We start from the raw sequence: 25,610 nt of genomic DNA on the forward strand, positions 1-25,610 counted from the left end.
ATCATGAAATTTTTAGGAGTTTCATGTTTTTTTTACGTATTTACTAGTGTAAAAAGCAAGTCGAGGTGATAAAAATGGATGCTATGTTAAAGCATATGGAGCTTCGTGATGATGGTTTTCTGGAGGTGGTGTTAAAGCGGACAAAGGATTTTGATGAGTATATCTTTCAACAGATTCATAAGGATGAGCGCTGTCTGCTCTGTGTGCGTGATCCCCGCAGCAAAACCAGGCTGTATTATGATACGAAGGGGTATCTGACATTGAAGGAGTATTTACAGGCGCATCTGTTTGCGGAAAGAGAGCTGTTGCCGTTTCTGCTGTATGTACTCGAGGATATGGTGCAGGTAAATGCCGGAAAGCCGGTATCCATGCGGCTGGAGCATGTATTTCTCAGCTATGACGGAGGTCTTTTGCGCTTTCTTGTATTTCCGCTGGTTGTGGACAACTGGCTGTTTCAAAAGGAGGAGCTGAAGCAGTTTTTAAAGGATTTACTGGATTGTGTCCGTGTAACACAGGATTTTGCGGCACTGGGATTTCTAGGCTATTGCCTGCGCAGCGAAGATCTGACGCTGCCTCAGGTTTTACAGGGGCTGCATGATTTGCAAGCTGCACAGGCTAAGCCTTTGGGATTATTGGAAAAGCTGTTTCATATCACAAGGGAAGAACCGTTTCAGGTACGCGATCTGCCCGCTCCCAAGACGATGGCTGTACCTTCCTTTGCAATCGCAGAGGAGAGTGGCGGCTATGCGGTACAAAAGGAATTGGAGAGTCCGACGCAGGAGCTGCTTGCACAGGATTGCAGCTGTCTGGTGGATCTGAAGTCATGGAACAGCATACGTGTGGATAAGGCGCAGTTTACAATCGGTCGGGCAAAGGACAATGATCTGGTGCTGAGTGGGAAAACGATATCCCAGCATCACGCCTGCATCGAGGAGGGTGTGCTGAAGGACTGCGGCAGTGCCAATGGCACATATATCAACGGTGAAAGAATAACATCCCGTGAACTGAAGGATCAGGATGTCATACGGTTTGCGAATCTGCAGTTTCGCTGGCAGAAGGAGGAAATCGTATGAATCTGCGCTACCAGATCTGTGCCTGCCTGTATCAGGGAACGGCCTGTGAGGTGTTTCTGGTACGGGATATCGTGACATCACAGCTGTATGCATTGAAACGCATTGTACGGCATCATGCAAAATTTTCAGATGCTTATCTGCGGGCGGTATATCAAAGAGAGGCATGTATGCTGGGATGGCTGCAGCATGAGCGTATCCCGCACCTGATATCAGCATTTGAGGAGGAACAGTACCGCTGTATTCTGATGGAATATATTCCCGGTGTTTCCTTATCGCGTATACAGGGCTGCAGCAGCGAGCAAAAGCGTCTGCAGTGGTGCCTGCAGCTGGGAGAACTTCTCCAGTATCTCCATGAGCAGCAGATTGTACATCTGGATATCAAGCCGTCCAATCTGCAGTACTGGAAGGGAAATGTCTATCTACTGGATTTTGCGACCAGCCGTTTTCTGCAGGAACAGGATGTCGCAGCCGCGGTGTCTCCCCGGCTATTCTCCCAAAGAGGCTGGTACGCTGAACTGTGATGAGCGAAGTGATATTTACAGCTTTGGAAGAACCTGCTATGTCCTGCGTCATGGACAGTTTCCTGCAGATGGTGCATGCAGGGATGCATTGGATGCGTTGCTTCTGCACTGCTGTCAGGAAGAAAGGAATCAGCGCTTTGGCAGCATGCAGGCTGTTATGAAAGAGCTCGTAAGGCTATGCAAAGGATAAAGCTCTGTGTGTTGCAGGACAAGGGCATACAAACGGTTCTGCTGATAAACCAGCGAAAGACGGTGCCTGTTTATCAGTATCGGGATGTTGCGGTGCAGGCAGTATGGAGAATAGGCGGATGGAGCTTTCATGTTACGCAGTCTGCTTCTCCTCTGTATCAGCTGCATAAGAAGGAAATAGAACCGGGCTTTCATTGCGTGATTGCACTAGAGGGGCAGCGGATACGCTTTTATGCAGAAGAACTGTGTGCAAACGCTCTGCGCTTTCATGGCTATGCCCTGGTGGGCATTGTGCATATCGGGCGTTCCTCCACACAGGAGCTGTGTCTGAAAAGTGCTGGAATATCTCTATGTCATGCGCTTTTACAAGCGAAGGATACGGAGTGGGAGCTGGTGGATCAGGCGAGCACCAATGGCTGCTATGTCAACGGGGATCGCATTACAAGGCATACAGTAGTGCCGGGCGATGTCATTTATCTTGGGAATGTGATGCTGCTGATGGGAAAGGACAGTATCTTCGTTCCAGAGCAAATAGCGGATACAAGGCTTTCTGAAATTTCCTATTGCAAAACTGTCATAGAGGAAAAGGAAGCAGGCACAGCCATATGCCTGACACCGGAGCCTGTGCAGAAATTAACGATGGAAATCGAGCTGCCTCTGGCCAAAGGCACACAGGAAAATCTTCCTGCAATCTTTGTACTGGGACCCTCCATTACCATGGGGCTTTCCTCCACCGCAATGGGATTGTTTTCCTTCTGGCTGGCAGCAGAGCGAAAGCAGGATTTGCTTTCTGTGGTACCGACACTGCTCATGTCCCTCAGCATGGCGCTGGGAACAATCCTTTGGCCGCTGCTCTCCAAGCGTTATGAGCGAAAGCAGCAGCGTAGAAAGGAAGAAAAACGATGCTATGTGTACTCCTGCTATCTGCTGGAGGTGAAACAGCGTATTCAACAGGCAATGCAGGAGGAGACTGCATATCTACAGCACTGGTATCCGCCGGTTTCCAAGCTCTGTGTCGATTTTCTTGCTCAAAAGCCGTATCGTCTTCGCTGTGTGAATCATGCGGACTGGCTGCATGTGGTGCTGGGACAGGGCAGCTGTCCAGCGGGCGTTGATCTGCAGATTCCTCATGTATCCTCCATGACGCAGGATGTGCTACTGGATAAGCTGCACGGATTGCAGGCTGGTCAGTTCAGATTGGAAAATGTCCCCATCGTGGCAGATCTTCGCGAGTGTCAGTCTCTGTGTCTGGAGGGCGAACGATCCGTATGCATCGACACGCTGCTGAATATCCTGCTGCAGCTGGTCATACAGCAGCCGGAAAAGGAAACCCGTATCTGTATCGCTGCGGATAAAGCGCTGATTTCAAGGGAAAAGCTGTTCTGTCTGCCACACCTGTTTGTGGACAGGCAGCGACTGCTTGTATGGGATGAGACAAGCGCAGGCCGCTGCAGGCGTCTTTTGGAAGCAGTGGTGGACGATGAAGGTATCAAGGATGTCATCGTTTGTATTCTGGAGCCGTGTCTTACCGATTCTCTGCAGCTGCCTGCGCATGAAAAAATTCACCAACTGCGCTGGAGCGATACGCTGAACAACGCTGCTGATCTTCAGCTGCAGATAAACGGCCGCAGCGTGCGATGGCCGCAGCGTCATGCGGACTTTACAATCGATACATGCACAGAAAGGCAAAGACGTGCTGCCTTTGTTCAACGCTCAGCGTATCCAAAGGATAGTGCACGGGGTAAGAAAATGCTGAGCTTTCTAAAGCTGTTTCACTGTCACAGTGTTGAGGAGCTTCAGATAGCCTCCCGCTATCAGGGGAGTGATGCTGCGAAAAGTCTGCGCGTGATCATCGGACAAAGTGCAGACGGCGGTGAGCTGTATCTGGATGCGCATGAACACAGCCACGGACCGCATGGATTGCTTGCGGGAATGACCGGCTCCGGCAAAAGTGAATGTCTTCTAACCTATCTGCTGTCGCTGGCTGTTACGTTTTCCTGTCAGGATGTCAGCTTTCTGCTGATTGATTTCAAGGGGGGGACAATGGCCAATGCTCTGGCAAAGCTGCCGCATACCGCTGGTATCATTACGAATCTGGATAAGGGCATTCTGATGCGCTGTATGTGTGCAATAGAAGGCGAGCTTACCCGCAGACAGCAGCAGCTGGCGGATACAGGGGAGCGGTATGGAATCAGCAGTATGGATATCGATAAATACATGCAGCTCAGAAAGCAGCATCCCTCCCTTACGGCGATGCCCCACCTGTTTCTGGTAGCAGATGAGTTTGCCGAGCTGAAGCAGCTCTTTCCGGCGGTTCTTGATCATCTGCGTCAGTGTGCCAGAATCGGAAGAAGCCTGGGTATCCATCTGCTGCTGGCAACACAGAAGCCCTTCGGTGTTGTGGATGAACAGATTTGGAGCAATGCACGCTTTCGTCTCTGTTTAAAGGTTGCCGATCGCAATGACAGTATGGATATGCTGAAAAAGGACTCCGCTGTCCATCTGCAGCATCCCGGTCAGCTGTTTTTACAGGTAGGACATGATGAGGTCTTTGTGCAGGGGCAAAGCGCCTGGACACAGGCACCCTATGATCCCTGCGGAAAGGAGGCATCGGATCTGTATCTTTCCTATTATGACAGTGACGGGAATATGCAGGATTTACCGATGGCAGGCGGTACGGTGGCAAAAACCGAGCTGGAGGCGGTTTGTGATGCACTGTGTGCTATCAGCACAGAGCGTGCCGCTCCTTTGTGGATGCCGCCATTAAAGCCGAATCTGCAACAGGAGGAGCTTCCGGCTAAGGAAACTGCATTGACCCTTGGTTTGCTGGATGATCTTGCCCATCAGCAGCAGATTCCCTTTTCCATGTCCGTGTGGGACGGACGCAACCTCGCTGTGTGCGGCATGGTGGGGAGCGGGAAAAGCATGTTTGTGGAAACGCTGATTCAAAGCTGTCTTGTGAAGTCTGAGAACATACTCTATCTGTTTGATTTCGATAAGCCGCTGTTCATGAAATATGCGCAGTACCAGCAGGTTGCCGCTGTATTTCAAAGAGAGGATGCAGAGGGAATTCAAAGCTTTTTCAGCTTCATGAGGCGCATGATAAAACAGCGCAGAGCACAGAGAAGCGAACAGGGAATCCTTTGTATTCTTCATAATTATGAAGTGTTTCATGAACTGTATCAGGAGCTGGAGGAGGAACTGCTTTATCTGCTGCGCGAAGGAAAAAAATACGGCATTGTATGCTGTATCACAACGGCTGTTCTGCAGCAGATTCCCATGCGTATACAGGCCTGTCTGGAAGACTGGTATGCCCTGCAGTGTGCACAGCATGAGGATTACAGCTATCTCTTCTCCTGTGAACAAAGCTGTATTCCGCTGACACAGCCGGGCTGTGGTCTAATGAAATATAACGATACTCTCTGTATGTTTCAGATTGCCGTCTATCGCAAGGAGGCATGGATGAAGGCATCCCGTTCGCAAACACCGCCGGCTTATGCTGTTCCACGTATGCCGGCACATGTTTCCCATCCTCTTGCAATGCAATGTGACAGCAGCTTTTTGGGCAGGGAAATCAAAACGCAGGAGGAAATTTATACAGCCTATCCCACAGGGCGCTGTCTGTTTCTTCTGGCTGCCTACCGTCTGAATGACAGCTTCATTTCCCTCTATCTGAAGCAGCTGGAAACAGGAGGCAGTGTCCATATATTCAGCCCGCATCCGCTTGCGAAACGAAAGCCGTCCTCCTTGGATACGCTTGATCGACTGCTGAAGCAGCCGCAAAAGCAATATATCGTATGGCATCAGCTGGATGAGCTGACTCTGGATACAGCCTTCATGAAGAAACTGCTGGAGGCAGAGCAGCTGCATCATATTTTTATTGAAACCATACCTCATCTAAGTGCGTATTCCCTATGGGACTGGTATGCACCGGTATGGCTTGATGCCGCTGTTCTCTGGATGGGAAAAGGATTTCAGGAGCATTCCTATACGTTAAAAAGGAATGTGCAGACAGATAAAATACTGAAAAGCAAGGAAGCGATTTACTGGGAGGAGGATACATGCAGAATACTGCAGCTATGGGAGGTCGAGGAAAATGGATGAAAGAATACTGGTGGAGGTGTATGTACCAGCGGTGCAGCAGGGTATGGAGGTGCTGCTTCCCGCACAGGCAAAACTGGGTGTTGTACACCGCTTTGTATCACGATTACTGGAGGCTGCCTGGCATTTGGAAAAGGGCAGTCTAAAGGATGCTATATGGTATCTGGAGCAGCAGGACAGCATGCCGGATTTCGCATTGTGTGTTAAGGATGCCGGCATTCGCAACGCAGAACGCATCATCATCTTATAGGAGGAATGAAATGAGTATAAAAATACAAGTGGATCCTGCCAGACTGGACAGTGCGGCAGGACAGATTGAGCAGCAGACCCTGTCCTACGAAAAGAATTACCGCCGTTTATTTCAAGAGGTGGCGGCGATGGGCAGCGGCTGGCAGGGAAAGGATAATCAGGCCTTTGTATCACAGATTCAGGGGTTTGAAAAAGACTTTCAGCAGATGGCGGCACTCATGCGCGAGTATGCGGCTTTTCTCAAGCTGAGTGCCAAGACCTATCGACAGACACAGGATGAACGAGCACAGATGGCCCGCCGTCTGGTCAATTAGGAGGTGTATCATGGATCAGCTACAAATTACACTGGCACAGGTAACCCAGACAGCTGCCAGTATCCGTTCACAGAATCAACAGCTGAATTCCTGTCTGCAGGAAATCGGTACTTCAATGAATCAGCTTGCTGCCTATTGGCAGTCTCCGGCTTCAGAAAAAATAAGATCCCGCTTTCACGGAATGCTGCCGGTTTTTGACAATTATCGGTCAATTGTCGAATCCTATGCAAAATTCCTTGATCAGACGGTATCTACCTATCAAAGCATGGAGGCACAGCTGAATGCCAGTGCCGAAGGCTTCTAGGATTCTTATCCAGACCATGGCAAACGGCTACTTGCAGCAGCTGTATGCATTGCAGACACAGCTGCGCCAGCAAACCGTCATGCTGCCAAGTGCAGCACAGGGCGCAGAGCTTCCCCTGCTGCAGCGACAGTATCGCAATGTCCTGCATAATGTGCAGGAACAGATTCGGATATGTGAGGGTCTGCGTATGCTGTAGGCAATAGCCGAATGATAAAGATACATACCGGAAAACTGCTGCAGCTTCAGCAAAGCACACAGCAAACCTGGAAACAAAGCAGCCGCCTGAGTGCCTCTGTTTACCAGCTCCAGAATATTCTGGGACAAACAACGCAGCTAAACCGTTTATCTGTCCTGCAGCGACAGCTGTCTGCACAGCTGTATCAGCTGCAAGCCTTTTTCCATGAGTCACAAATGCAATATGAATCGATGGAGCAGCGTCTTCTGAAGCAGGCTGGACAGCTGCGAACAGCAGCATCCCTATCCAGTGACAGCGATTGGTCGGATGCCTGGTATACACGAAAGGACAGCTGGAAAACCACCCATCGCACACATACGACCTTCGGCAATGGCAGATCCCTTGTCGATTATGCGAAAAACGGTATCTGTGCCGGAATTTTCGGCGGCTTTGATGCCTTTCGCTATGCAGTGGGAAAAAACAGCAAATATACATCGGCAAATGCCCAGTTTACACTTGGCAGTGCCCACATGTCTGTGGATGGGAAGGGGCTGCTGTATGATGACGGCACCTGGAATCCGCAGCTGCAATTGGAGGCGGAAGCAGAAGCTGCGCTCGCACAGCTGAAAGCCGGTTTTGATATCGGAACCTCGTATGTGCATGCCGGGATTGAGGCTTCTGTAGGAGTCGGTGTTGCCAAAGGAGCCGCAAAGGCAGTGATTAAGAAGGATGAGGTTACGCTGAAGGGCGAAATCGGAGTGGCGGCCGTACAGGGGGAGGTAAAGGGCAAATTCTCTTTGTTTGGCGCAGACATAACGCTGAGTGGTACCGGTGAGCTTGGTGCTGCCGGCGTTGGTGCAGAGTTTTCCAGTAAAACAGGGGAAGTGGAGTTTGGCGGAAAGGCTTCACTGCTTGCAGGTCTGGGATTTAAAGTTAAAATCAATTACTGATGGGAAGGTATAAGGAATGAAAAAGGAAGCATTACGAAATATTCTGCCTCTTGGCAGTGTAATCACCCTGAAGAAAGGGCGAAAAAAACTAATGATTATCGGTAGAATTCAGGAGGAGCGTTCCAGCGGTATCCTGTATGATTATGCTGCGGTGCTGTATCCGGAAGGCATACTGGATGCCTCCGAGCTGTATATGTTTCAGGGAGAGGACATTGACCGCATCTATCATGTCGGGCTGCAGGAGGAAGAGGAATTCGCCTTTCGCAGCTATATGGAACAAAAGCTTAAGGAATTGAAGCTGCTGGAATAAGCTGTTGGATGCCCTGTAGAATCAAAACACGTCCGCATCTCTTAACAGAGAAAGGACGTGTTTTATATAGGATAGGCGACTGACGGAAATTCAAGCAGCATGTTCATTCGATAAAAGAAAAAAGCTGTGCCCGGAAATGAATCCCAAACACAGCATTATCTGTATATAAGTGCTATCGAATGCTGAAGGAAAGCAGTGCAGCCAGTGAAATAGCAAGTCTGGAATATCGCACTCTTCTTCCACCCTGCAAAAGAATTTCGCTGATGGCGCAGTATTTATCAACAGCCTGCAGAACCCAGCCCTCCTTTGTTTTGGGGCAGCGCAGAGTCATCGGCCACATATGGTGTACGATGGCATCTTCGATAATCGTATTAACGAAGGTTGCCTTACGTGCATTTTCCAAAGCAATCTGCGGATGTACGGCACAGTGTCTTCCTTCTATGGGACGCTCCTCCTTATCCAGATTTCTCCAGTCATAGTGATACAGATCATGAAGAAGGCCGGCTCTTGCGGCGCTGCAGGAATCCAGATGGAATCGCCGTGCTATCAGAAAAGTATAATAAGAGACATTCAGCGAGTGCTGAAATCTTGATGTATTCATATGCTGTGTAAATGCTTTGAGGTCCTGTACATCATGCAGATGCAGCAGATCCCGGATACAGCTCAGATACTCCTGAGCCAGATCATTGTCGGCGTTATTCAAATCAATTCTGGAAAAAATTGCTTTTTGCATTCCATGACCACCTTTTTTACATTGACATTACTATAGCACTACTCTGTGAATAAATCATGTGAACATTTTGTGATTTTTATTTTCACAGACAATTCATACTATGCAAAGACTGCAAAATGGGGTATCATAAACAGGCAAAGACATGGAATGAACAGGAATGTCTATCAAAAGGAAAGAGGGAGCTTATGCCGGATTTTGAAAAGGTGATTGTCCACGTTTTGGACTGTGAACAGAATACATGTATTATGAGTACCGCCTGTATGCAGGAGCTGCAGCCGGAGGTTGAAAAAATGATGCAGACCAAGGCATCCAAGGTTTTTTCAAGCTCCTCCAAAAAAAGCGGAAAATTCAAGGAAAGCTCGCAGGTTAAGCAGTGGCTGGACAGCTATAAGCTGCAGGAACAAAGTTTTGAACAGCTCAGTGAGCTGCTTGCACGCCATATATTCGATGCGAAGCTGCGATGTGCCTTATACTATCCAAGCGATCTGCTGATTGCACAGGTGATGGAAGAGGGAAGGCGCTATCTGCTGGTTATCGACAATGCGTACAGTGAGGGAATTACACATACGCTTGTACAGGAGGAAGCCGGTATGCGGAATGAAATCATCCCCTATCGCACGCTGTTATCCTCCTCTCTGGTCAAGGCGGATAAGGCATTTCTCGTAGAGCTGAGTGATTATGCGCTGCATTGTGTGGAAAGCAAGGTTGAAATCGAAGCGGAGAAGGTGAATTTCTTTGCGGATATCATACTGGAAAGCACAACCTCCCCATCGTATAAGGAAGCGGTATCCTCACTGGCGAAAATCACAGAGGAAATCAGCGATAAATACGATTTGAATCAGATGGAGGTCGTTCCGAAAATGAAAAGCATCATCAAGGAGAATATTGAGCAGCAGACACCGATTGAAATTGAGGAGGTCGCAGAGCTGCTATTTGCAGAGAAGCCGCTTGCCCGTGATGATTTTCGCGAAGAACTGCGCAAGCAGGGCGTTGAAAAGCCGATTGAGGTGGAATATGTGAAGCCGGCACGCTCGGACAAGGTACAGAAGATAAAAACAGACAAGGGAATCGAAATCATTATTCCGGTGGATTATATGAATTCCCGTGATTTTGTGGAATTTAAAAATCAGCCGGATGGAACGATTTCCATACAGCTGAAAAACATCACCCGAATCACAAGTAAATAGTTGCATCGATAATAAGGATAGTACGTTTGAGGATATGAAAAAACACATGACAGCAGGATTTAGAAATATAAACTGCAGCATGTGTTTTTTTGTCTTATAACTACTCGATCAGCGCAACGCCACTGACACCTTCCACCTCATCCAGAAGAATCGCCTCAATACCTCCCTGAATGGTATCGTCGATGGACATGCAGCCGACGCATGCTCCCAGAAGACGCACACCGACAATGCCGTCCTCAAAGGATACGAATTCAACATCGCCGCCGTCTCTTTGTATGTATGGACGTATTTTTTCAATGGTTTGCTTGATTTCATCTATCTTAGTCTGCATCCTATTCCTTCTTTCTCTAATGGATAAGCTGATACATGGACAGGGATACCAGTATGCCCAGCAGGATACCTCCAAGTATTTCAATGAATTTATGGCCGAGAACGCTTTTGATCTTCTCGTGATAGATCGGATCGTTGAATTTCAAACCCTTCAATGTTTCCAAATCGCTGATCAGCTGCTTTGTCAGCTGGATATTTCTGCCTGCGTAGTAGCGGACATTGGCTGCATCGTAAATAACGATGAAGCTGAATACACAGGTAATCGCGAAGAGGGCGGAATCAAAGCCTTCATTCATGCCGATCGCAATCGTCAGGGCTGTTACCGTAGAGCTGTGTGAGCTTGGAAAGCCTCCGCAGGCGATGCACTGATGCACATCCAGTTCCTTGGTACGGAAATAAAGCACGATCGGCTTTAGAACCTGGGCGATGACATTTGCCAGAAGGGCAGCCACCAGGGGGTAAATCGAACTCATGTCTGTATCACCTCATATAGTCCAGAGTGCTGTATGTATAACGTTTCGCTGCTGTTTATGCAGATATATGGAACTAGAAACACGGTGGAATCATACCCATCGGTATTGCATGGGAATCTGTGTATTCCGCATCCATTATCAGCAGTTACCGGCGAATCATCAGCCTTTTACGCTCTCTGCCATATTATTATAACACAAAATCAGAAAAGATATGATATAATAAGCATGATGAAATGAGGTGAGTGGATGCATTATATGGTTGGAGAGGTCGTGGAAGGTGTCGTTACCGGAATCAAGCCCTACGGCGCATTTGTTTATCTGGACAGCAAGCACAACGGATTGATTCATATTTCTGAAATCAGTGAGCGCTTCGTGCGGGATGTGCATACGTATGTCAAGGTCAATGAACGTGTAAAGGTGAAAATTCTGGATGTCGATGAAGACGGCATGCATTTCAAGCTGTCCTTGAAAGCTGTAGAAGCAAATAAAGCTCGTTCCATGCGAAAACGCAGATTCGTCCACGAATTGCCGCAGATGAATATCGGGTTTACTTCACTGGCGGAGCATCTGGATCAGTGGATCGAAGAGGCAACAAAGTAAAAGGAGAAAACGCATATGATGAAATTAGACACAAAGCATGCATTTTTGAAGGAAGACATTGCAGGTTATCAGGACATCGTTACCAAATGCCATGAGGATCTCCACAACAAGACCGGCAAGGGAAACGACTATGTCGGCTGGGTGGAATGGCCAAACAATTATGACAAGGAAGAGTATGCAAGATTAAAGAGCGTTGCGGCTGACATCCGCGAAAAATGCGATGTACTGATGGTTTGTGGTATCGGTGGTTCTTATCTGGGAGCCAGAGCTGCCGTTGAAATGATCAATGGAATGTACAGTGATAAAAAACCGGAAATCATTTTCTTCGGTAATACATTCTCATCCACGTATATTGCGCAGGTTATGGAGTACATCAAGGATAAGGAAGTCGCAGTCAATGTAATTTCCAAATCCGGTACAACAACGGAAACCGCGCTGGCATTCCGTCTGCTGAAGCAGTTTATGGAAGAAAAATACGGAAAAGAGGAAGCCGCAAAGAGAATTGTTGCGACAACGGATAAGGCAAGAGGCACGCTGAAAACGATTGCCGATAAGGAAGGCTATGAAACCTTTGTAATTCCGGATGATATTGGTGGACGTTTCTCCGTCATCACACCGGTTGGACTGTTTCCAATCGCTGTGGCAGGTATTGATACCGATGCTATCATGACCGGTTTGAAAAAGGCTTATGAAGATTTAAAGGATCCGGATTTAAGCAAAAACGATGCCTATGCCTATGCAGTAAGCCGCCGTATTCTGGAAAATCAGGGAAAAGATGTGGAAATGCTGGTAAGCTATGAAACACAGATGACGATGGTTGCGGAATGGTGGAAGCAGCTGTTCGGAGAAAGTGAAGGAAAGGAATGCAAGGGAAATCTGCCGACAAGCGCAAACTTCTCTACCGATCTGCATTCTCTGGGACAGTTTGTACAGGACGGAAAGAAGGTTCTGTATGAAACACTGCTGCTGATTGACAAGCCAACGCTGGATCTGAACTTCCCGGAAGATGCGGATAATCTGGATGGCATGAATTATCTGGCAGGAAAATCCGTTGACTGGGTAAACAAAATGGCGTGTCAGGGAACTTTGGAAGCACACGAGGAAACAGGCGGTGTTCCAAATCTGATTCTGACACTGGACGATATGAGTGCGGAAAGCTTTGGCTATATGTGCTATTTCTTCTTCAAGGCATGTGCCATTACCTGCTATATGCTGGATATCAACCCGTTCAATCAGCCTGGCGTAGAGGTCTATAAGAAGAATATGTTCCGTCTGTTGGGGAAAAAATAGGACGGGCAAAGATAAAACGTTTGCTGAGCTTGTGAAACGAAAGGGTATATAGGAAGTACGGAAATAAGAACAGGTCAAGCTCTATTGGTATCATTTGTGTATAACGGGATGTTTCCAAACTGGAAATATCCCGTTTTCAGAAGAAAGGGAGAGCTGCAATGTGGAAGGAACGAACAGAAAAAAAGAAATTTGAGGAAGGCTTTGCGGAAGAGATCAAGGAAATCTATGCACTGACACAGGATGATGCAGGCTCCTGCCGCATGAAAGGGGAACGCTGTTGGACAGTCAGTATGCGGCTGCTTGCCCACATAGATGGTAAAACTGCAGAGCTGAAGCAGGAGAAAAAGGTACTGCAGTGGATGCTGAGTGAAAAGGAAAATAAAAAACCGGGAAAAGTGTTTCGTTTGAAAAAGGAAACGATTTATCGTTTAAAGGTGCGGGAATCCCTGCCGAAAAAAACGATATGGTCAAATCAGGAGATTCCTGCCGGTGCCTGTCTGCTGCTGGTGGATGTACTGGAGCGAAATGTAAAACAGCCGCAGCTGCAGGAACTGCTGAAGGAATATCAGAAGCCTGTCTTTTTATCTCTGTCAGATACCTGTCAACTGCAGCTGAACCGTTCCCTGTCCATGTTTCAGGGGGAGGGGGATTGGAATGCGCAAAAGGCAGAGATTTTACTGGATACAGATGAGCATGATGATAAGCGTGCGGATAAGGCATTAACTGTTTTTCGCAGGCTGCAGGAGGATGCCGCTGCATGGGATAAAAAAGCCCGCCGGTACGCTGCCGAGCAATTACTCAGCTGTGCAATTGAGTGGCAGGATGAAGACGAAGATGAGCTGTGTGCTGATGAATTTATACGTCGTATCCGGATAGAGTCTGTCAACGTGTCACAGGATGGGGAGTTTGAATTGTATTATGATGACGGCGATATATTTGCAGGACATGTTATCATTGTCAGCGGAAATATGGAAAAGGGGTTGTATGACGCCCAGTTTGCGGGTTAGTTATATAGAAAACGGACAGACTGCTCTGTTCGTTTTTCTGACTGGGAAGGCTCTTATAATGGCAAAAGAAAAAGCAAATCGTTATCATAAAGGCGATTTGCTTTTTTCTGAAATACCGGTATTTCAGAATGGATGCATCTATTTACAAATGACTACACAGGTAAGGATAGGGAAGATCTCTTGCAGTTCGCTATCCGGTTAAGGCTGTCATTATTTCTTGCGCATACTGATACCGCTGACGATGCCGTAGGTCACAAGCCATGTGACGGCGATAAGTATCCAGCCGGTTCGCCATGCCTCTTTACCAAACAGCATTCCCAAGCCGACATAGAGAATGGAAGCACAGCCAATGGTGACATAATACAGCCAGGAAAAGCGTTCTCCATGCTTTTTTTTACGATATGTCTCGTTATCAACAAGCAGTTCATATGTGTCCATAGAGCAGCCTGCATAAATAAACAGGAAGACAGCAGTGGAAATCAGCAGCAGATAGACAGCATCCAGCAATCCTTCCTCCATATGCAAAACATCCTCACTGATCATCGCGATGATACAGCTGAGAAAAATCAGCAGCAGTCCGCCGATAATAAGACGCTTGAATTTTTTCTGCAGTCCGTCATGTTCACCCTTCAGCTCCTGCAGATAATCGTGATCAAAATACAGTGGCTCCTGTTTGAGTATCTTGTATTCATCCTTATCGAAGGAAAGGGATACAAACACGGCGATACCCAGGGCGATGATGAGCATTGAAAAGACACTCATGACATCCTCCAGCTGTGGGAAAATAAGAATCGGCAGCCCGGAAAGAATGCAGAGCAGCGTCCCGACAGCAATCCGCAGCGTAATTCTTTTCTCCTGCTGCAGATAGCCCTGTACACATTCCCGACTCGCATAAAAGCCCTGTTCCTGCGGCTGGTCTCCTCCCTCGTCCTTTAACAGATAATCCATAGTTACGGAAAAGATGTTTCCAATCATCAGCATTTTCTCCGTTTCGGGATAGCCCTGATCATTCTCCCATTTGCTGACAGCCTGTCTGGATACGTGCAGACGAGCGGCAAGCTCCTCCTGTGACATTCCCTTCTCTTTTCTTAGCTTCTGTAGTTTTTCTCCAAATTTCATAGTAGTTCACCTCACACCTATATCCTAGCAAAAGGGCTGCAGCTGTGCTACCAAGCTCCTCTTGCGTTTTGTCAACCTGCGGTTGCAGCTGCTGCCATATCCCTGAAAGTATAGCATGATTCCAAAGATTTGACATCATGACAAATGTATGGGAAAGAAAAAGCCGACAGGAAGACAGCAGCATATTCTGCCATGCTGTGCATATAGTGAATGGAGCACTTTGTGAATTGCATAACTTTTTAACTAATACTAGGAAAATATATGAAAATGCTGTATAATATAAGATATCCAATGTAAACGATTACATAAGAGGAGGAATGCTTAATGGGCAAAAAGTATGTTTACCTGTTTTCAGAAGGAAACGGGCAGATGAGAGAGCTGCTCGGCGGTAAGGGCGCAAACCTGGCAGAAATGATGAACCTCGGTATGCCTGTACCTTTTGGTTTCACTGTTACCACTGAGGCATGTAACCAGTATTATGCGGACGGTGAGGCAATCAATGAAGCAATTCGCAAGGAAATTTTTGATTATTTAATGAAATTGGAAGAACTGTCTAAAAAGCAGTTTGGGGATCCGAAAAATCCGTTGTTAGTATCCGTAAGATCTGGTGCGCGTGCGTCTATGCCAGGCATGATGGATACCATTTTAAATTTGGGACTCAACGATGAGGTTGTGGAGGGCGTTGCCAGACTGACGGATAATCCGCGGTTTGCATATGATTCCTACCGTCGTTTCATCCAGATGTTTGCTGATGTTGTCATGGGACTGAACAAAGCGAAGTTTGAAGACATTATTGATGAAATGAAGGAGAAAAAAGGCGTAGAGCAGGATACTGATCTGGATGCGGACGACATGAAGGAAATGGTGAAGCGCTTTAAGAAATTCTATAAGGATTCCTTGGAGGAAGATTTCCCATCCGATCCGAAAGAGCAGCTGTACCGCTCTATTGAAGCAGTTTTCCGTTCCTGGAACAACCAGCGTGCGATTTTCTATCGTAAAATGAATGATATTCCGGGAGACTGGGGAACAGCTGTCAACGTACAGATGATGGTTTTCGGCAACATGGGAAATGACTGCGGTACCGGCGTTGCCTTTACGCGTAATCCAAGTACCGGTGAAAACAAGCTGTATGGTGAATTCCTGATGAATGCACAGGGCGAGGATGTCGTTGCAGGTATCCGTACCCCGCAGACCATCGATCAGCTGAAGGAAATCGCGCCGGCTGCTTATCAGAAATTTACAGAAATCTGTGCAGCACTGGAAAGTCATTATAAGAATATGCAGGATATGGAATTTACCATTGAAAAGGGAAATCTGTTCATGCTGCAGACACGTAACGGTAAACGTACGGCTGCATCTGCACTGAAAATCGCCTGTGATATGGTGGATGAGGGCATGATTACCAAAGAGGAAGCCATGATGATGGTGGAGCCGAAGCAGTTGGATTCCCTGCTGCATCCGCGTTTTGACGATGCGGATTTGAAGAGCGCAAAGCCGATTGCCAGTGCATTGCCGGCATCTCCTGGTGCTGCCTGCGGACAAATCGTATTCTCTGCAGAGGAAGCTATTGAAGAAACTGCACTCGGACACAAGGTGATTCTTGTCCGTCTGGAAACCTCACCGGAGGATATTGAAGGGATGCATGTATCGGAAGGTATCCTGACCGTGCGCGGCGGTATGACTTCCCATGCGGCAGTAGTTGCCCGCGGTATGGGGGCATGCTGTGTTTCCGGCTGCGGTGATATTAAAATCAATGAAGAGGAAAAATATTTCATAGTGAATGAAGAACGCTATAATAAGGGTGATTATATTTCTCTGGATGGCTCAACAGGTAATATTTACGGACGTAAAATCAAAACGGTTCCGGCAGAGATTTCCGGTGATTTTGAACGCTTTATGAAATGGGCGGATGAGATTCGTACGCTGAAGGTCAGAACGAATGCTGACACACCGAAGGATGCAGCACAGGCAGTAGCCTTCGGGGCTGAGGGAATCGGTCTGGTGCGTACCGAGCATATGTTCTTTGAGGGTGACCGCATCAAGGCTGTGCGCGAAATGATCGTATCCAAAACCGAAGGACAGAGAAGAAAAGCACTTTCCAAGCTGCTGCCGATGCAGCGTGGTGACTTTGAGGGCATTTATGAGGCAATGCACGGACTGCCGGTAACCATCCGTTATCTCGATCCGCCTCTGCATGAATTCCTGCCGACAAGCTCTTATGATATTGCACAGCTGGCTAAGGATATGAATATTGATCTGGATGAGCTTAAGAGCGTTATTTCCGGATTGCATGAATTTAACCCGATGATGGGTCATCGCGGGTGCCGTCTTGCGATTTCTTATCCTGAAATCGCAGAAATGCAGACAACCGCAGTTATAGAGGCAGCAATCAACGTCAACCGCAAGCATCCGGAATGGAAGATTGAACCGGAAATTATGATTCCACTTGTTGGCGATAAGGCCGAATTGAAATTTGTCAAGGATGTTGTCGTACGTACGGCAGATGAAATTCTGAAGCGTGAGGCTTTTGATATGAAATATCATGTAGGTACGATGATTGAAATTCCGCGTGCCGCTCTGCTGGCGGATGAAATTGCAGAGGAGGCTGAATTCTTCAGCTTCGGAACCAATGACCTGACACAGATGACCTTTGGATTCTCTCGTGATGATGCTGGTGGATTCCTGAACGATTACTATGAAAAGAAAATCTTTGAACAGGATCCGTTCGCAAGAGTTGATCAGAAGGGTGTCGGAAAGCTGATTGAAATGGCAGTTGCAGGCGGAAGAAAGACACGCCCTGAAATCAAGCTGGGAATCTGCGGAGAGCATGGAGGCGATCCTAGCAGTATTGATTTCTGTCACCGTATGGGACTGAGCTATGTATCCTGCAGTCCGTTCCGTGTACCGATTGCCAGACTGGCTGCAGCACAGGCTGCTATTAGACAAAGATAGGCGAAAACCATTTTGGACTTTTACCATAACTTTTGAGGAAGCTCAGGCTTTCCGAAAGGCAAATGGAGGCTATCTTAGAAAGAATCAATGGGAAGATTTAACTGTTGATGTTTATATCTAAATAATTATAGGCGTATCATTAAAACGATGGTACGTCTATTTTTTTACCTAAAAGTAAATATGAAGTTTACATAGAGCGTTTGCTTATCCATTTAGGATTTGTAGACGCTCTATTTTTTGTTCCAAAAATCGAAAAGGAATTGGAGGTGGTAAACAAATGGCTGGAACAAAACATGAGCATTTCTATGGTTTACAAAGTGAGCAATTTACTTTCTATAAAGTGCCTAAGCAATTATTCGTAGATGAAGAATTTTGGAATGTATCAGCAGAAGCGAAACTGTTATATGGAATTTTGTTAGATCGTATGAGCTTATCAGCAATAAATAATTGGCGTGATGAAGATGGAAAGATTTATATCATCTTCACAATAGATGAAATTAAAGCTAGTTTAGGCTGTGCAGATAAGAAAGCTGTTAAATTACTCAATGAGCTTGAAACTAAGTGCGGATTAATTGATAGAGTACGACAAGGACTTGGAAAACCAAATATTATTTATGTCAGAAATTTCTTGCCTAGCGGTGTGGATAATCTTGTGGAAAGACAAGTCTTGAATTGTCAAAAGGACAATTCTGGAGATGTCAAAAATACAATTCAAGAAAGGTCAAAAGTACAAGGTAATAATACTAATATTAATAAGACTGATAATAATTATACTGATCAATCTATCTATCCGGAAAATCCCGAAATGACAGACGAAGATGAGGTGAGTTATGAGCAATACAAAAACTTCATCAAAGAAAAACTAGACTATGATTATTTAGCAATTGATTTTAAAACTCATGTAGGTGTTTTAGATGAAGTCTTTGAAATATTGGTAGATACGCTTAAAAGTAAAAGAAAAGAGATTCGTATTGGTAGAGAAGATATTCCAAGTGCTACTGTAAAAAATAAACTTTCGAGAATAAATGCAGAGCATATTCGCTATGTAATGAATTGTATTTTAGAGAATACTGGACAGATATCAAATATCTATCAATACGTGCTTACAATGCTTTATAACTCGACAAGAACCATAGATAGCTATTATACAACTTTAGTTAATTATCACATGAATGGTGGCTATTAGACGAAAGGGAGTGAATGAATGGCTAAAGAACCAACGGTAATTGCAGTAGTCAATCAAAAAGGTGGTACTGGAAAAACTACCACTTGTGAGAATCTTGGTGTTGGAATTGCTTTAGAGGGAAAGCGTGTATTGTTAGTCGATACAGATCCTCAGGCTAGTTTAACAATAAGTTTGGGATACCCTGCACCAGATGATTTATATCCAACACTTTCAACATTGATGACAAAAATCATTGAAGAAGAAACAATTAAACCAAAAGAAGGAGTGTTGAAACATTCAGAGGGAGTTGATTTAATTCCTTCCAACATTGAGTTATCAGGACTTGAAGTATCACTTGTTAATGCGATGAGCAGAGAAACGATTTTAAAACAATATCTTGACACTGTGAAAAGAGAATATGACTATGTACTTCTAGATTGCATGCCAAGTTTAGGAATGCTGACAATCAATGCTCTTGCAGCAGCAGACAATGTTTTGATTCCTGTTCAAGCTCAGTATTTACCGGCTAAAGGTTTAGAACAGCTACTTCAAACAATCAATAAAGTAAGACGACAAATCAATCCTAAATTAAAGATTGAGGGAGTATTACTCACAATGGTTGATAGTAGAACAAATTATGCTAAAGATATCAGTTCATTAATTCGAGAAACTTATGGAGATAAGCTAAAAGTTTTTAAAACGGATATTCCTCGTTCTGTTCGTGCAGAAGAAATTAGCGCTGAAGGAAAAAGTATTTTTGCTCATGATCCTAAAGGAAAAGTAGCTGAAGCATATAAAGTGCTGACAAAGGAGGTGCTAAAAGATGGCGAAAAAAGGCGCAAACATCAAATTGACCAGTTACGATGAAATTTTTTCAACGGAGGAAAGTCGTACTGATGAAAAATTAGAGAAAGTACAGAACATTCCATTAGCAGAGTTACACCCTTTTAAAAATCATCCATTCAAAGTTGTAGATGATGAAGCAATGCTTAGAACAGTAGAAAGTGTAGCTCAATATGGTGTACTAGCACCAGCTATTGCAAGACCTAGAGAAGATGGAGGTTATGAACTTGTTTCAGGACATAGAAGACATCATGCTTCAGAGCTTGCAGGACTTCAAACAATGCCTGTTATCGTTAGAAATTTAGATGATGATGAAGCAGTAATTCTTATGGTTGATTCCAATCTTCAAAGAGAAACGATATTACCAAGTGAACGAGCTTTTGCTTACAAAATGAAATTAGAAGCTATAAAACATCAAGGCGAAAGGGCAGATTTAACTTGTGGACAAGTTGGCCACAAGTCAAGAGATAGTCTTTCAAATGATGATAGTGGAAGACAGGTGCAAAGATATATTCGTTTAACCAAGTTAATTCCAGAGCTTTTATCTATGGTTGATGAAAAGAAAATTGCTTTTAATCCGGCAGTAGAGCTTTCTTATCTAAGCAAAGATGAGCAAATCAATTTCTTAGAAGCAATGGATATGGAACAGACAACACCATCATTATCACAAGCTCAAAGATTAAAGAAATTTAGCCAAGAGGGTAATTGCTCCTTAGATGTAATGGTTGGTGTGATGTCGGAAGTCAAAAAAGATGAACTTGATAAAGTAACAATTAAAAATGATGTTTTGAAAAAGTACTTTCCTAAGTCATATACTCCAAAGCAAATGCAAGATATCATCATTAAGCTTTTAGAGGGATGGCACAAGAAAAGAACAAAACAGATGGAAAGATAGCGATGATTTATGAGCTTTAAGTTTGTAGATGATCGCTTTTATTATGCAATAAAGACGGAGGCAAGTGATGAAAGAATATGAAGTGAAGATTACGGAAACTTTAGAAAAAGTTGTTATCGTAGAAGCTTCAAGCAGATTTGAAGCTGAAGAAAAAGTTAAAGAAGCATGGAACAATTCAGAATATGTTCTGGATAGTGAAAATTTTGTTGGTGCTGCATTTGATACGCAAAGCGACCGAGCATTAGAACAAAATAAAATTGATGTGCTTTTAGTAGAACCGGGACAGTATCCTAAACCATTTCGTGTCGGAAATGAATTAGATGATTTAAGAGCAGTTGTTGATGGTGATATTGAGTGTGTTTATCCATTTGATGAAGAAGTAGGAATTATCCTAAATGAAGAAGGAAAAATATTAGGTTTACCACTTAATAGAGCTATTCGAGATGAAGATGGCAATATGTATGATGTCTTTGCTGGAACGTTTATGGTCGTTGGTTTAACAGAAGATGACTTTGGATCTTTATCGCCCGAGTTGATGGAGAAGTTTGAAGCAATATTTCATCAACCGGAAATGTTTGTACGCATGGGAAAAGGCATAATGGCAGTTCCCATTCCAGATGAAGCAATCAGACCAAAAGAAACAACAAAAGGACTTGAACCAAAAGTAAAGAATTCACCGGAGCTTAACGAAATTTAAAAGGAGGAAATAAAAATGGCAAGACCGTTAGCATATATCACTTCAGTTTGGAGTGAAGAGCCACATGAAGCAAAAGAAGAAGCATTAAGATTTTCAAGACAGGTGTATGAAGCTGGATATTCACCTATTTGTCCAATGTTGATGTACGCAGGCTTATTAAAGGACAATATTCCGACGGAATATAAAGATAAACAAGAAATGTCGCTTGAATTACTCAGAAGATCACGCATTTTAGTTGTGTGTGGTACTGCAATTGATGAACCAGTAAAAACAGATATTGTAATGGCAAAGAAATATCACATCGCTGCTACAACACTTGAGGGAATACTAACGGTCGATGGTAAAAGTAAGAAAAAAGAGTAATCAAGACTTTTTAGAAAGGGGTGATAATCGTGCAGGAAGATGTAGAAAATAGGTCGTTTAATTTAGTTGTCAGTACTTCTAAACTTACTGCTAGATCATTAGCCAGAGCATTTCAAATGTATCTAAGACATCGTAAAGAAGTGAAGATGAATAAAGGCGTTAAACTAAAGCTTGAGAAAAAATCTGTTGCTAATCTCTTAAAAGACAGTAAGCAATTAACGAGTATGGAAATCTCTGATACCGATATTGCAGGATTTGAAAAATTCGCTAAAAAGTATCGTGTTGATTATGAAATTAAGATGGATGATAGTGTTACACCGCCTAAGTATCTTGTGTTCTTTAAAGCCAATGATGGCAAAGATATGACAAAAGCATTTAAAGCATATTTAGCTTCTGTTATACAAAAGGAAAAGAAACAAAGTGTCTTAAAAGAACTTAAGAAAATGAAAGATAAAGTAATGGCAATGCCTAAAAAGGTTAGAAACAAAGATAAGGAGCATAGCTTATGAAAATGACATCAAAAGACATTAAGCGATTGATTCTTTTAAATTTACCTTATCTATTCATCGGATTATTCGCTACAAATATTGGTGAAGCTTGGCGATTAGCGGAAGGATTTAATTCATCAGAGAAGATTTTATCTTTTATGATAACACTTGGAGTTGCTTTTCAAAATCCCTTGCCCTCGCTATATCCATTAGATTTATTAGTGGGTATCGGTATTGGTGCAATTGTTCGATTAGCAGTATATCTTAAAGGTAAAAATGCGAAAAAATATCGTCATAAAGTAGAATATGGTTCTGCTCGTTGGGGAAATGCAAAAGATATTGAACCATTTGTAGCACCAAAGTTTGAAGATAATATTATTCTTACAAAAACTGAAAAGCTGATGATGAGTAACCGACCGAAAGAACCAAAAAATGCAAGAAATAAGAATGTGCTGATTGTTGGTGGTTCAGGTTCCGGTAAAACAAGGTTTTGGATCAAGCCAAATTTACTTCAATGTAACTCTAAAAATTATCCGACTTCATTCGTGGTTACCGATCCAAACAGATAAGTATAATAAGGTTATAGGGAAGCGCGCACCCTCAAAGAAAGGAGGTTACACACCATGAAAAAGCAGACAGAGAAAGACAAACTCACCGCCCTATACGAAAGGCTCTCCCATGACGATGAGCGAGCCGGGGAATCCGTAAGCATTGAGAACCAGAAGCGGATTTTGGAGGACTACGCAAGGAAAAACGGCTTTATCAATATCCGGCACTTTACAGATGACGGAATCCGTGGAACTACGTTCAAGCGTCCGGGGCTGGACGCTATGTTGGACGAAATCCGGGCGGGGAACGTGGCAACGGTTATCATCAAAGACCAAAGCCGAATCGGGCGTGACGTGGTTGAAGTGGGGCTTTTAAAGCGCACCTTTGATGAATACCATGTGCGTTTTATCGCCGCAAATGACAACCTTGACACTGCCAACGGCTTTGATATTATGTCTATCTTCCGTGACGTGATAAACGAGTGGTATGTTGCCGACACCAGCCGCAAAATCAAAGCTGTTTTCAAGTCCAGAATGGAAAAAGGCTTGCGCTGTTCTGGCAGTGTCTGCTATGGCTACCGCGCTTCCAAAGAAGAAAAAGGAGAATGGATAATTGACGAGGAAGCCGCCGCCGTTGTGCGCCGCATCTTCCAGAGTGTCCTTGCCGGGGAAACCATAGCCAGCATAGCAAAGGCACTCCGCACCGAGAAAATCCCTATCCCGTCCGAGCATTGGAAACGGACAGGCGAGCCAGTCCGGGCAGCAAAATACACAGACCCCTACGCATGGTCAGCGACCACTATCGGCTACATACTGAAACGCCCGGAATACACAGGACGCAAAGTATTAGGGAAAACCGTATGCGAGAACTACAAGACCAAGAGCAGCCGCAAGACCGCGCCGGAAGAACAGTATATCTTCGAGGGCGCAATCCCCGCCATTGTGGACGTGGAAACGTGGCAGACCGTACAGAAGATACGGGAAACCGTGCGCCGCGCACCTAAGCGGCAGAACGCCCCGAACCGCTTGACCGGGCTTCTCTACTGCGCCGACTGCGGCTCAAAACTCACACACCGCTATACCCTTGTGCAAGGGAAATGGATTGAGGACGCTTTCATCTGCTCCGGCTACCGCCATTTAATCCATGACTGCACCATGCACCATATCCCCACGGCAAAGATTGAAGCCGCTATCCTTGCCGTTATCCAGCGGGTAAGCTGGTATGTGCGGCACAATGAAAAAGAGTTTACCGAGCGTGTCCGGGAAGCGTCCGACCAGAACCAAGAAAAGACCGTCAAGGAATGTAAGCAGAAAATCAATAAGGCACAGAAACGGCACAAAGAGCTTGACGGGCTTGTGAAAAAGCTGTACGAGGGCAACGCCACGGGCAAGATACCCGACAAGCATTTTACCCGTCTGCTGAATGAGTATGACGAGGAACAGACCGGGCTGGAAGCGTCCATAGCGGAATGGCAACGGCAGATAGAGAGCTGGAACGCCGACAAGCTGAAAACAGACCAGTTTATCCAGCTTGTGAAACGCTATACCGACTTCTCCGAACTCACAACGCCCATGCTCAACGAGTTTATCGAGAAAGTGATTGTGCATGAGGGCGAGGGGCGGGGGAATGACCGCCGCCAGCGGATAGACATTTATTTAAACTTTATCGGCGCATTTGAAGTACCCGCCCATATCGTCACCCCGGCAGAGGTGGAGGAACAACGTCGCCAGCAGGAGGAACAGGCGGCAAAGGAAGCCCGTTCAAAGGAGCTGGAAAAGGCGCGGTATGAGAAGCGCAAGGCAGAGAAACGGGAATTTACCGCAAGGAAAAAAGCGGGGCTTCTCACGCTGGAGGAACAGGAAGCGGAGGAAAAGCGGCTTGCACATAACCGGGAGTGGCAAAAGGAATGGAGGGAGAAACGCAAAGCCACAGAACCGCCCAAGCCGCCTAAGAAAAAATCCATAAAGGAACTTATGGAACTGGAAAAGACCGGGGCAGAGCTTACGCCGGAGGAAACGGAACGGCTTGCAGAACACCGCCGGAAAAAAGCCGCACAGCATAAGGCGTGGCGCGAAAGGCAGAAAGCCGGACAGCCAAAGGCAAGGACGCTCAAAGAGCTTGCCGCCGCCCAAAAAGAGGGGGAAGCCTTAACGCCGGAGGAATCGGAACGTCTGGAAGTCCACAAGAGCCGGAAAAAGATAGCAAGGGAAAAGCTGGTACGGCAAGCCGAAACCGACCCGGCAGCGGCGGCAGAGCTTGCGAAAAAGCGGGCGTATGCTTCCGAAGCCACCAAGAAATCCCGGCAGAAAATGTATGAGGAAGCCGCTACTGGAAACCCCGAAGCGGTGGAACGCTATGAGAATTATCTTGCCGCAAGGAGGGAAGCATACCACAAGAAAAAGCAGGAAGCAGAGAAAACCGCATAGCTGCCCCCTCTGAACTTCAAGAGCCGGAAAAGCAAGGGCGCATTGTGGAAATGTGCATAACAGGCTATGGAATCATGGATAACTCTGTTCACAGCACATGGAAAAGCAAAGAGCAGCTTTCCCACGTCCTGCAAACAGAGTTACCCACAATTCCATAAGACAGCCAGTTATACACATTACGGCACAATGCCGACTACTACGGAATCCATCTCATACCTATTTTCCCATATATCATTTATAATTATGAGTTGCACTTATAGGTTGCGAAAAAGAACGAGAAAGTTGATAGTCTTAATTATTTATATTT

The 25,610-nt window shown here is 45.4% G+C and carries 26 protein-coding genes and 1 pseudogene; 23 read left to right on the top strand and 4 right to left on the bottom strand.

The window, feature by feature from the left end; translation table 11 throughout:
- Positions 1-74: 74 nt before the first annotated feature.
- The 10 genes from ACG3M1_RS08920 to ACG3M1_RS08965 are packed head-to-tail and all read left to right on the top strand — an operon-like array spanning position 75 to position 8,186.
- The gene (locus ACG3M1_RS08920; RefSeq protein WP_395815189.1) at positions 75-1,073 is read left to right on the top strand and encodes an FHA domain-containing protein; all 999 of its coding nucleotides are present in this window, start codon (positions 75-77) and stop codon (positions 1,071-1,073) included.
- Positions 1,070-1,594: a serine/threonine protein kinase gene (locus ACG3M1_RS08925; protein WP_008818911.1), complete on the top strand. Its 525-nt coding sequence runs from the start codon at positions 1,070-1,072 to the stop codon at positions 1,592-1,594. The genes ACG3M1_RS08920 and ACG3M1_RS08925 overlap by 4 nt, the downstream gene beginning before the upstream one ends.
- On the top strand, positions 1,533-1,784 hold the full coding sequence (locus tag ACG3M1_RS08930) for a hypothetical protein (protein WP_008818910.1): 252 nt from the start codon (positions 1,533-1,535) through the stop codon (positions 1,782-1,784). The genes ACG3M1_RS08925 and ACG3M1_RS08930 overlap by 62 nt, the downstream gene beginning before the upstream one ends.
- Entirely contained in the window at positions 1,772-5,887 is a 4,116-nt protein-coding gene (locus ACG3M1_RS08935) for an FtsK/SpoIIIE domain-containing protein (RefSeq protein WP_207636069.1), read from the top strand. Before ACG3M1_RS08930 ends, ACG3M1_RS08935 begins: the two co-directional genes overlap by 13 nt.
- Positions 5,880-6,134: a hypothetical protein gene (locus ACG3M1_RS08940; protein ID WP_008818907.1), complete on the top strand. Its 255-nt coding sequence runs from the start codon at positions 5,880-5,882 to the stop codon at positions 6,132-6,134. The genes ACG3M1_RS08935 and ACG3M1_RS08940 overlap by 8 nt, the downstream gene beginning before the upstream one ends.
- Positions 6,135-6,144: 10 nt before the next feature.
- Entirely contained in the window at positions 6,145-6,447 is a 303-nt protein-coding gene (locus ACG3M1_RS08945) for a WXG100 family type VII secretion target (RefSeq protein ID WP_002608481.1), read from the top strand.
- Positions 6,448-6,457: 10 nt separating this feature from the next.
- The gene (locus ACG3M1_RS08950) at positions 6,458-6,751 is read left to right on the top strand and encodes a pore-forming ESAT-6 family protein (protein ID WP_002608482.1); all 294 of its coding nucleotides are present in this window, start codon (positions 6,458-6,460) and stop codon (positions 6,749-6,751) included.
- Entirely contained in the window at positions 6,729-6,947 is a 219-nt protein-coding gene (locus ACG3M1_RS08955; protein ID WP_008818906.1) for a hypothetical protein, read from the top strand. Before ACG3M1_RS08950 ends, ACG3M1_RS08955 begins: the two co-directional genes overlap by 23 nt.
- 11 nt (positions 6,948-6,958) lie before the next feature.
- Complete coding sequence (locus ACG3M1_RS08960; RefSeq protein ID WP_009587481.1) at positions 6,959-7,876, top strand: hypothetical protein; 918 nt, start codon at positions 6,959-6,961, stop codon at positions 7,874-7,876.
- A 16-nt stretch (positions 7,877-7,892) separates the two neighbouring features.
- Positions 7,893-8,186 (top strand): DUF4176 domain-containing protein, encoded by a 294-nt coding sequence (locus tag ACG3M1_RS08965; RefSeq protein ID WP_002608485.1) that lies wholly within the window; start codon positions 7,893-7,895, stop codon positions 8,184-8,186.
- A gap of 172 nt (positions 8,187-8,358) precedes the next feature.
- Here the strand turns inward: ACG3M1_RS08965 and ACG3M1_RS08970 are convergent, their stop codons facing one another.
- Positions 8,359-8,919, bottom strand: coding sequence for an HD domain-containing protein (locus tag ACG3M1_RS08970; protein ID WP_008818903.1), 561 nt, complete (start codon positions 8,917-8,919; stop codon positions 8,359-8,361).
- 185 nt (positions 8,920-9,104) lie between these two features.
- On the opposite strand from ACG3M1_RS08970, the gene ACG3M1_RS08975 reads away from it, so the two are divergent.
- Positions 9,105-10,106 (top strand): nucleoid-associated protein, encoded by a 1,002-nt coding sequence (locus ACG3M1_RS08975; protein WP_021420293.1) that lies wholly within the window; start codon positions 9,105-9,107, stop codon positions 10,104-10,106.
- Between the two features lie 100 nt (positions 10,107-10,206).
- On the opposite strand, the gene ACG3M1_RS08980 is transcribed toward ACG3M1_RS08975, so the two are convergent.
- Together ACG3M1_RS08980 and ACG3M1_RS08985 are read right to left on the bottom strand one after the other, a co-directional pair.
- On the bottom strand, positions 10,207-10,437 hold the full coding sequence (locus ACG3M1_RS08980) for a NifU family protein (RefSeq protein ID WP_002608488.1): 231 nt from the start codon (positions 10,435-10,437) through the stop codon (positions 10,207-10,209).
- 16 nt (positions 10,438-10,453) lie between these two features.
- A complete protein-coding gene (locus ACG3M1_RS08985; protein WP_002608489.1) occupies positions 10,454-10,909 on the bottom strand; it encodes a divergent PAP2 family protein in 456 nt (151 codons plus the stop codon).
- A 246-nt stretch (positions 10,910-11,155) separates the two neighbouring features.
- Here ACG3M1_RS08985 and ACG3M1_RS08990 point away from each other — a divergent pair, with 246 nt between their 5' ends.
- The 3 genes from ACG3M1_RS08990 to ACG3M1_RS09000 all read left to right on the top strand — a co-directional run bounded on the left by ACG3M1_RS08990 (position 11,156) and on the right by ACG3M1_RS09000 (position 13,806).
- Entirely contained in the window at positions 11,156-11,509 is a 354-nt protein-coding gene (locus tag ACG3M1_RS08990; protein ID WP_008818901.1) for a CvfD/Ygs/GSP13 family RNA-binding post-transcriptional regulator, read from the top strand.
- Between the two features lie 15 nt (positions 11,510-11,524).
- On the top strand, positions 11,525-12,799 hold the full coding sequence (locus ACG3M1_RS08995) for a glucose-6-phosphate isomerase (RefSeq protein ID WP_008818900.1): 1,275 nt from the start codon (positions 11,525-11,527) through the stop codon (positions 12,797-12,799).
- Positions 12,800-12,957: 158 nt separating this feature from the next.
- Complete coding sequence (locus ACG3M1_RS09000) at positions 12,958-13,806, top strand: DUF2262 domain-containing protein (protein ID WP_008818899.1); 849 nt, start codon at positions 12,958-12,960, stop codon at positions 13,804-13,806.
- A gap of 210 nt (positions 13,807-14,016) precedes the next feature.
- On the opposite strand, the gene ACG3M1_RS09005 is transcribed toward ACG3M1_RS09000, so the two are convergent.
- Positions 14,017-14,925, bottom strand: coding sequence for a helix-turn-helix domain-containing protein (locus ACG3M1_RS09005; RefSeq protein ID WP_008819752.1), 909 nt, complete (start codon positions 14,923-14,925; stop codon positions 14,017-14,019).
- Between the two features lie 324 nt (positions 14,926-15,249).
- On the opposite strand from ACG3M1_RS09005, the gene ppdK reads away from it, so the two are divergent.
- The 9 genes and pseudogenes from ppdK to ACG3M1_RS09050 all read left to right on the top strand — a co-directional run bounded on the left by ppdK (position 15,250) and on the right by ACG3M1_RS09050 (position 25,303).
- Positions 15,250-17,877 (top strand): pyruvate, phosphate dikinase, encoded by a 2,628-nt coding sequence (ppdK, locus tag ACG3M1_RS09010; protein WP_395815192.1) that lies wholly within the window; start codon positions 15,250-15,252, stop codon positions 17,875-17,877.
- A gap of 277 nt (positions 17,878-18,154) precedes the next feature.
- Entirely contained in the window at positions 18,155-19,063 is a 909-nt protein-coding gene (locus ACG3M1_RS09015; RefSeq protein ID WP_395815196.1) for a DUF6017 domain-containing protein, read from the top strand.
- A gap of 18 nt (positions 19,064-19,081) precedes the next feature.
- Positions 19,082-19,909 (top strand): ParA family protein, encoded by an 828-nt coding sequence (locus tag ACG3M1_RS09020; RefSeq protein ID WP_395815199.1) that lies wholly within the window; start codon positions 19,082-19,084, stop codon positions 19,907-19,909.
- The gene (locus ACG3M1_RS09025) at positions 19,866-20,780 is read left to right on the top strand and encodes a ParB/RepB/Spo0J family partition protein (protein ID WP_395815202.1); all 915 of its coding nucleotides are present in this window, start codon (positions 19,866-19,868) and stop codon (positions 20,778-20,780) included. The genes ACG3M1_RS09020 and ACG3M1_RS09025 overlap by 44 nt, the downstream gene beginning before the upstream one ends.
- A 67-nt stretch (positions 20,781-20,847) precedes the next feature.
- Entirely contained in the window at positions 20,848-21,477 is a 630-nt protein-coding gene (locus ACG3M1_RS09030) for a DUF3846 domain-containing protein (protein ID WP_395815206.1), read from the top strand.
- 15 nt (positions 21,478-21,492) lie between these two features.
- A complete protein-coding gene (locus tag ACG3M1_RS09035; RefSeq protein ID WP_395815209.1) occupies positions 21,493-21,840 on the top strand; it encodes a hypothetical protein in 348 nt (115 codons plus the stop codon).
- Between the two features lie 29 nt (positions 21,841-21,869).
- Positions 21,870-22,349, top strand: a complete 480-nt coding sequence (locus tag ACG3M1_RS09040) for a PcfB family protein (RefSeq protein ID WP_395815212.1) — start codon at positions 21,870-21,872, stop codon at positions 22,347-22,349.
- Positions 22,350-22,351: 2 nt separating this feature from the next.
- Positions 22,352-22,888 (top strand): annotated as a pseudogene (locus tag ACG3M1_RS09045) (type IV secretory system conjugative DNA transfer family protein); the annotation flags it as partial.
- 63 nt (positions 22,889-22,951) lie between these two features.
- Positions 22,952-25,303: a recombinase family protein gene (locus ACG3M1_RS09050; RefSeq protein WP_120436715.1), complete on the top strand. Its 2,352-nt coding sequence runs from the start codon at positions 22,952-22,954 to the stop codon at positions 25,301-25,303.
- Positions 25,304-25,610 lie beyond the last annotated feature (307 nt).

The organism is Clostridium sp. 10cd* (genome assembly GCF_044336395.1).
Lineage (GTDB): Bacteria > Bacillota_I > Bacilli_A > Erysipelotrichales > Erysipelotrichaceae > Clostridium_AQ > Clostridium_AQ innocuum.

Coding starts and splice junctions, on each gene's coding strand:
- ACG3M1_RS08920 (WP_395815189.1), top strand. CDS start 75: ATGGATGCTATGTTAAAGCATATGGAGCTTCGTGATGATGGTTTTCTG.
- ACG3M1_RS09015 (WP_395815196.1), top strand. CDS start 18,155: ATGGCTGGAACAAAACATGAGCATTTCTATGGTTTACAAAGTGAGCAA.
- ACG3M1_RS09025 (WP_395815202.1), top strand. CDS start 19,866: ATGGCGAAAAAAGGCGCAAACATCAAATTGACCAGTTACGATGAAATT.
- ACG3M1_RS08995 (WP_008818900.1), top strand. CDS start 11,525: ATGATGAAATTAGACACAAAGCATGCATTTTTGAAGGAAGACATTGCA.
- ACG3M1_RS08935 (WP_207636069.1), top strand. CDS start 1,772: ATGCAAAGGATAAAGCTCTGTGTGTTGCAGGACAAGGGCATACAAACG.
- ACG3M1_RS08950 (WP_002608482.1), top strand. CDS start 6,458: ATGGATCAGCTACAAATTACACTGGCACAGGTAACCCAGACAGCTGCC.
- ACG3M1_RS08970 (WP_008818903.1), bottom strand. CDS start 8,919: ATGCAAAAAGCAATTTTTTCCAGAATTGATTTGAATAACGCCGACAAT.
- ACG3M1_RS08965 (WP_002608485.1), top strand. CDS start 7,893: ATGAAAAAGGAAGCATTACGAAATATTCTGCCTCTTGGCAGTGTAATC.
- ACG3M1_RS09020 (WP_395815199.1), top strand. CDS start 19,082: ATGGCTAAAGAACCAACGGTAATTGCAGTAGTCAATCAAAAAGGTGGT.
- ACG3M1_RS09050 (WP_120436715.1), top strand. CDS start 22,952: ATGAAAAAGCAGACAGAGAAAGACAAACTCACCGCCCTATACGAAAGG.
- ACG3M1_RS08925 (WP_008818911.1), top strand. CDS start 1,070: ATGAATCTGCGCTACCAGATCTGTGCCTGCCTGTATCAGGGAACGGCC.
- ACG3M1_RS09030 (WP_395815206.1), top strand. CDS start 20,848: ATGAAAGAATATGAAGTGAAGATTACGGAAACTTTAGAAAAAGTTGTT.
- ACG3M1_RS08990 (WP_008818901.1), top strand. CDS start 11,156: ATGCATTATATGGTTGGAGAGGTCGTGGAAGGTGTCGTTACCGGAATC.
- ACG3M1_RS09000 (WP_008818899.1), top strand. CDS start 12,958: ATGTGGAAGGAACGAACAGAAAAAAAGAAATTTGAGGAAGGCTTTGCG.
- ACG3M1_RS08980 (WP_002608488.1), bottom strand. CDS start 10,437: ATGCAGACTAAGATAGATGAAATCAAGCAAACCATTGAAAAAATACGT.
- ACG3M1_RS08955 (WP_008818906.1), top strand. CDS start 6,729: ATGCCAGTGCCGAAGGCTTCTAGGATTCTTATCCAGACCATGGCAAAC.
- ACG3M1_RS08960 (WP_009587481.1), top strand. CDS start 6,959: ATGATAAAGATACATACCGGAAAACTGCTGCAGCTTCAGCAAAGCACA.
- ACG3M1_RS08930 (WP_008818910.1), top strand. CDS start 1,533: ATGTCGCAGCCGCGGTGTCTCCCCGGCTATTCTCCCAAAGAGGCTGGT.
- ACG3M1_RS08985 (WP_002608489.1), bottom strand. CDS start 10,909: ATGAGTTCGATTTACCCCCTGGTGGCTGCCCTTCTGGCAAATGTCATC.
- ACG3M1_RS08975 (WP_021420293.1), top strand. CDS start 9,105: ATGCCGGATTTTGAAAAGGTGATTGTCCACGTTTTGGACTGTGAACAG.
- ppdK (WP_395815192.1), top strand. CDS start 15,250: ATGGGCAAAAAGTATGTTTACCTGTTTTCAGAAGGAAACGGGCAGATG.
- ACG3M1_RS09035 (WP_395815209.1), top strand. CDS start 21,493: ATGGCAAGACCGTTAGCATATATCACTTCAGTTTGGAGTGAAGAGCCA.
- ACG3M1_RS09005 (WP_008819752.1), bottom strand. CDS start 14,925: ATGAAATTTGGAGAAAAACTACAGAAGCTAAGAAAAGAGAAGGGAATG.
- ACG3M1_RS08940 (WP_008818907.1), top strand. CDS start 5,880: ATGGATGAAAGAATACTGGTGGAGGTGTATGTACCAGCGGTGCAGCAG.
- ACG3M1_RS08945 (WP_002608481.1), top strand. CDS start 6,145: ATGAGTATAAAAATACAAGTGGATCCTGCCAGACTGGACAGTGCGGCA.